Annotated in this window: 1 protein-coding gene and 1 pseudogene; both read right to left on the minus strand. The window is 68.3% G+C overall.

All coding sequences use genetic code 11. The features are described 5' to 3' along the window. Positions 1-5,622, minus strand: a pseudogene (gene cdiA / locus AC27FC_RS23020) (contact-dependent inhibition toxin CdiA); the annotation flags it as partial. A 14-nt stretch (positions 5,623-5,636) separates the two neighbouring features. Next, positions 5,637-6,719 (minus strand): ShlB/FhaC/HecB family hemolysin secretion/activation protein (locus tag AC27FC_RS23025; RefSeq protein WP_248175892.1); only part of this gene is annotated, 1,083 nt, incomplete at its 5' end.

Here is a 6,719-nt window from a genome sequence, read left to right on the forward strand (position 1 = left end):
GCCGAGCGTCAGGCGCGCGCCGGAGAGCAGCCTGCCGTCGTTACGCGCCTGCGAGGAGGCGGTCACGCGCGTCTCGCCGCCGCCCTGAATCAGGCCGTAGTTAAACAGCGCGGGCGTGGTCAGCGTCAGGCCATCGCGGCTGACGATTTCGCCCCCGCTGCTGTTGGTCAGCGTGCCGCTGAGGGCCAGCGTCGCGCCGTTATCGCCCTGCAGACGTCCGCCGTTGGTGAGCGCCCCGGTGGTGATGCCGAGCGTGCTCCCCTGCATTTTGCCGTCGCTGGTGACGGAGGCCGCCGTGACGTTCAGCGCCCCGCCGGAGAGCAGGGTGCCGGTCGACTGCTGGCTGACCGCGCCGGTCTGGCTGAGGGTCAGGCCATTCACCCCGCTGATGGCGCCGCTGTTGCTGAGCGTGCCGCCGGTCAGCGTCAGGTTTTTCGCCGCCCACTGCCCCTGGTTCACCAGCGTCGCGGCCTGCAGCGTTGCCGCACCCAGCGCGGTAATCTTACTGCCCGTGGTTCCGGTGAGCGTGTCGGCCAGCGTCATCTGCAGCCCGTCGGCACTCTGCACCGTGCCGCTGTTGCTGAGCGACTGCGCGTTAAGCAGAATGTTCTGCGCCTGCCAGCTGCCGGCGTTGGTCACCGCCCCGGAGGCAATGGTCAGCGCGCCCTGAGTGAGAAGCCTGCCGCCAGCGCCGTTAATCAGCGCCTGCTGCGGCGCGGCCATCGCCATGCGCGCCATCAGCCGCTGCTGCCCCTGAACGGTCAGGCTCTGCAGGCCGGTCAGGGTGCCCTGGTTGTTAATGCTGTCCTGGCGCAGCGCGAGGGTGTTCCCCTGCACGGTGCCGCTGTTTTTAAGGGTGCTGCCGCCGAGCGTCACGTCCCCTTCGCTGAGGAGCTGCCCGCGGTTATCCAGCGTCTGCGCGGTGATATCCGCCCGCCCCTGGCTCATCAGCGAGCCGGACGAGGTCAGCGTGCCGCCGGTCGCGGCCGTCAGCGCCCCCTGGCTGAGCAGGGACCCGCCGTGCGTCCAGTCGCCGGTGGCGCGGATGTCCGCGCCGTTCCCCTGCAGCGTGCCCTGCGTGGTCAGCTGGCCTGCGTCAAGCGTCAGCATGCCGCCGGAGAGGGTGCGCGAGGCCGCGCCCGTGGTCAGCGCGGTGCCGGTGAGCGCCAGGCCGTTCGTTCCCTGCATCAGCCCGTCGTTGTTCATCTCGCGGGCGGTCAGGGAGAGCGTGCCGCCGGTGATGCGCCCCGGGTTCGCCAGGGTGTCCGCGGTGAAGGTGGTTGCGCCGCCGCTCTGCAGCAGCCCGGTATTGGTTAATGCCCCGCCGAGCGTGCCGCTGAGCCCCGCCAGCCCGTTCACCGTGCCGCTGCTGGTCAGGGTGGTGCCGGTCATGTCCAGCGTCGCGCCCTGCAGCGTACCGGCGTTCGTCAGCTGCCCGCCCGTCAGCGTGAAGCCGCCGCCGGAGAGCCATTTGCCGTTCAGCGCGTTGATAAAGCGGTCAGCGGCGGCGTTAACCGCGCTGCTGCCCTGCATCAGGCCGCTGTTGCGCAGCTCCGTCGCGCCTGCGGTCAGCGTTCTGCCCGCCACCGTGCCGCTGCTGGTCAGCGTCGTCGCGTGAAGCGCGGCATCGCCGGTGGCCACGATGTTCCCGGTATTGCTCAGGGCGTTGCCCAGACCCAAATCCAGGTCCTGCGCCTGAATATCGCCCTGGTTGGTCAGGTCGCTGCCCCGGAGGGTGAGCCCGCCGTTCACCAGCAGCAGACCGGCGTTATCGAGCGTGTCCAGGGACAGATTCAGGCCGCTTCCGCTCACCAGCTGCCCGGTGGCGCCGTTGCTCAGCGCGCGGGCGGTCAGCGCCAGCGTGTCGTTGCCCTGCAGCATGCCGGTGTTGGTCAGCTGCGCGGCGTTCACCGTCAGCGCTTTCCCCGCCAGCCGGCCGTCGTTAAACAGCTGCGCCGCCGTCAGCGTGAAGAGGTTCTGGCTGAGCAGGGCGCCGGTGTTATCCAGCCTGCCGGTTGCGGCAAGCGTCAGGGCGTCCAGCGCCTGAACGCTGCCCTGGTTATTCAGGCCTGCGGCGTCCAGCGTGGCGCTGCGCCCCTGCAGGCTGCCCGCGTTGCTGAGCGTGTGTCCGCTCAGGGTGAGGGTCTCACCGCCCGTCACCTGCCCCTGAGTCTGGTTCGCGAAGGTGTTGCCGGACCAGGCCAGCGTGCTGCTGCCCTGAAGCAGGCCGCTGTTCTGCAGGTCGCCCCGCAGGGTCAGCACTTTCGCCAGCAGCTGGCCCCGGTTATCGGTATTGCCGGCCTGAACGTCCAGCGCCTGCTGGCTGAGCACCTTACCGCTGTTGGTCAGCGCGCCGGTCACCGCCGCCGTCACGCCCGCTTCCCCCAGCGCGTTACCGGTGTTCATCCACTCGCCGGTGGCCAGGTTCAGGGTGTTGCCCTGCATGAGCCCGGCGTTGTTAAGGGTGGTGTGGTGCAGGCCGAGCGCGCCACCGGAGAGCAGCATGCCCGCCTGCAGGTTGCTGAGCTGTGCCCCCGTCGCCGTCAGCGAGCGGGTTCCCTGCAGCGTGCCGCCGTTGGTCACCGACGCGCTGTTGAACTGCGCGTCGGTACCGGCCATCAGCCCGCTGTTGGTCAGGCTGGCGGCGGTCAGCGTCAGGCCGTCCCGGGCAATCACCCGGCCGCCCGCCTCGTTGCTGACCTGACGGGTCAGGTTCAGCAGCAGCGCGGTGGCGCTGAGCTCGCCGCTGCTGGTAAGGGTGTCGCCGTTAAGCGTCAGCGTTCCGCCGCTGCGCAGCGCGCCGCGGTTAGTGAGGTCTGCCACGCCGAGCGTCAGGGCCGCATCCCCCTCGACGGTGCCCTGGTTCTCCAGGCTGTCCGCCGTGATGTGCAGGTCGCCGGCGGCAATACTGCCCGCGTTAACCAGAGTAGTGCCGTTCAGGGTGAGCCGGTCGTCCGCCAGCAGGCGTCCGCTGCTGGTCAGGCTGAGGTAGTCGCTGCTCAGGCTGACGCCGTTGATTTCACCCTGGTTGGTCAGCGTGTCGCCTTTAATGCGCAGCGTGCCGTCGGTGGTAATAAGCCCGCGGTTGGCCAGCACCGGAACGTTCAGCGTTAAATCCTGCGCGCTGTAGACCGACCCGCCCGCGAGGTTCGTGAGTGACCCGGTCTTCAGGCCGAGCAGGGTGGTCCCCTGCAGCAGCCCGCCGTTCTCCACCGAGGCAGCGTCCAGCGAGAGGGTACCGGCAACCAGCGAGCCGCTGCTGGTGATGCGCCCGGGGGCCGTCAGGGTCATGCGGTCCGCTTTTGCGGCGCCGGACTGGAGGATGTTCTGTCCGCTGAGCGTGAGGGTGCCGGCGGTGAGCTCCCCGCCGCTGGTCAGGTCGCCGGACGCGTTAAAGCTCAGCGCGTCACCGGTGGATTTCCCGGCGTGCGCAATCGTGCCCGCCGTCACCGACAGGGCGCCTTTCGCCGCCTGGGTGCCGTTCAGCGCGGCGTTCTGCGCCTGCAGGGTGAGCCCCTGCCCGCTCTGCAGGTGCGCGTCCGGGCCGGTGGTCAGGTCGCCGGCGCTGACGGTGACCGCCCCCGCCGCATCCGTCTGCCCGTTCAGGCTGGCGCTGCGGGTCGCGGTAATCTGTATATTGCCCTGGCTGGTCGTGCGGGACGCCTGACCGCTGGTCAGGGTGCCGGCCTGCGCCGTCAGCGCCGTCGCGCCGGACAGGGTGCCGTTCTGCTCAAGCACGCCGGCGGTCACGTTCATCGCGCCGTCAGCCAGCAGGCTGCCGTCGTTACGCAGGGTCTGCTGCGCCGTGACGTTCGCATTGCCCTTCGCGCTCAGCGTGCCCCGCTGCGCCAGGGTTCCGGCGCTTAACGCCAGGTTGCCGGCGCTCTGCAGGGTGCCGCTGTTGGTCACCGTCTGCCCCTTCAGGGTGACGTCGCTGCCCTGCGCCGTGCCGCCGTTCGTCAGCTCTCCGGCGTTCACGTCCAGACGGCCTTTCGCCGCCAGCAGGCCGCTGCTGGACACCCTGTCGCCGGAGAGCGCAATGTCGCGCCCCGCATTCACCTGCCCCTGGTTACTGACGGTGCTGCCCGTCAGGCGGATATCGGCCGCGGCATCGGCCCGGCTCTGGCCGTCCAGCACCAGCTGCCCGCCGCTCAGCGCCAGGCTCTCCCCTGCCGAGACCGCACTGCCCGTGGATGACAGCGTGCCGCCGCTGCTGAGCGTCGCGCGGGTATCGCTTCCGCTGCGGGTATTCGTCAGGGTGATATCCTTCCCGGCCGCCACGCTGAGCGCGCCCCTGCCGGTGACGCTGCCGCCGCGCTGCGTCAGGCTGCCGCCGGTGGACAGCGTGGTGTCGCCCTGGCCCGTCAGCGTGGCATCCGAAAGTGCCACTCCCTGCCCGCCCGCGACGGTCAGCGCCCCGCCCTGTGCCGACACGCCGCCGCCGTTGACGGTCAGGGTGTCCTGACTGTCCAGCGTCGCCGCGCCGCGGGAGATAAGGGAGGTATTGCTGAGCGTCATCGCCTGCCCGCTGCTGACCGCCAGCGCGCCCGCGCTGTTTGTCCCGCCGCCCGTCATCTGCACTTTCCCCGCCGCGGAAAGGCGCATGTCGCCCTGGCTGGCGAGCGTGCTGTTATTCAGTTCCATATCCTGCGAGCTGGCCACGTTCAGTGCGCCCCCGGCCTGATGGCTGCCGCTGAGGGCCACTCCCGCGCCCTTCGCGCTAATCGAGCCGCTGGCGAGGCTGTTCCTGACCGTCAGTTTCCCGCCCGCATCCAGCTGGATATCGCCCTGGCGCGCGGTGAGGTTGCCGAGGTTCACCCCGACGCCCGCCTCGCTGGAGACCAGGCGGATACGGTTCGCATACATCCCGCCGAGCGCGCCGGTATCCACCGCCACCACGGGCGCGGCGCCCTCGCCGGCAACCGGCCTGACGCTGCCGTCGGCGCCCACGCGGTTCGCCCCTGCGGTCACCGTCAGGTCGTTCGCGTGGATCGCGGCGTTCACTTCCGTTGCGCGCGCAATCAGCGACAGCGCGTCGCTCTTGCTGGCGTCCAGCCCCTGGCCTTCAACCGTGATGGCCCCTTTCGTCACCTCCAGCGCCAGCAGGTTACCGCTGGCGTCAAACTGCGGCTTGCCGGTGGTCAGGGTGACGTTCGGGGTGTTGATAAATCCGCACCCGTTACAGGTAATGCCGTACGGGTTGGCCACCATGACGTTTGCCGCCTTACCGGCGACTTCCGTGTAGCCCTGCAGCTGCGAGCGGCTGGCTCCCGTGACTTCGTTGATGATGCCTTTCGCTTCCCGCCCGGCCTGCAGGTTGGGGTTGTTCTGGATAAGCCCGCCCAGCTGGGTCCGGGTTAAACGGTCCGTGCCGTTGTTGAGGATAAGCCCCTCGCTGCCGACGTTATATTCACCGAACTGGTTATGCGAGATGCCCGCCCCGTTCGGCGTGGCGATGTTGACGACCGGCACCCCGTTCCCGGCCCGATCGACCGTGGTCTGCCCGGCCGGCGTGAGCGCCGCCGCGACGGCGGGTGCCACCGGCTGCCAGACCATCAGGCCGCAGACAATCCAGCTGATCAGACGCTGCGAGAAACGAACGGGTGGGTGACGGGTATCCATAGTCGTAGAGTCTCTTAAAGCATGAAGGCAATGCGCCAGTTAACGCTCACATGATCCGGGCCGAGCCAGTCGGGGTAGCGCAGGGGCGTGCCGACCGAAATCTGGCTGCTGTACCCGCGCCCAGCGCTGCTCAGCCCCACCGAACCGCCCCACAGCGTGCCGGAGGCAAAGCGGTCCTGACGGTCTTTTTCCAGCCAGCCGCCGTCAACGGCGACCGTTGCGCTTACCGCGCCAATTACCGGGAGGGTGAAGAGGGAATACCCCAGCTCGTTACGCCAGTAGCCGCCGTTGTCCCCGGACAGGTACTGCTCTTTAAAACCGCGCACGGAGCTTTCGCCGCCGAGCGTCAGGCGCTCGGCGCCGTACAGCCGGTCGGGCGACCACTGGCCGTAGGCGCTGGTCAGCCACCACGCGTTACGGGCGACTGGACGCTGGAAGCTGGCGTTCAGGCTCCATTTACGGAATTCCGCCCGCGGCATATCCCCGGATTTATTTTCGTCGGTTTCGGCATTGAACCACGGCATGCCGTGGCTCCAGGTCGGGTTGAAGGTCGCCACGCCGCCCAGCATTTTTTGCGTGTGGGTAATTCCCAGGACCAGGCTGGAGAGGTTGCGCGTGCTGCTCTTAAGCGGCGCGTCGTTCAGCCAGTTGCGGCTGGAGCGCTGAACCACGCCCGCCGCAATGCCGGTTTTGACATCCCCGTTGCGGAAAACCACCCAGGACGCGTTAAGGCGGTGGGTTTTCGTATCGCCCGTGGAGAGCCAGTTGAAGCCCTGGTTACTGATGGTGGTCCGGTAGTTACTCCAGGCGTAGCTGTAGTCCAGCAGGCCGTAGCCAGACGGCACGCTGACGCCCGCCTGGAAATTCTGCGCATCGTACGCGCTGGCAAAATCGCTGCTGCGCCCGCCGCTGACAAACCATTTATCCGCCAGCCCCAGCATATTATTGGCGGTGAGCACGCCGCTCAGCTGGTTTTCACCGGTGCTCTTCTGCCCGCTATTATCCAGGCTCACGGATGCACTTAACGGAAATTCCGGCTTGCCCGTGAGATTAACGATGGAATATCCGGCCTGCGTTCCCGGCAGAATTTCAATCTG

The organism is Enterobacter sp. C3_dUdeg (assembly GCF_057536195.1).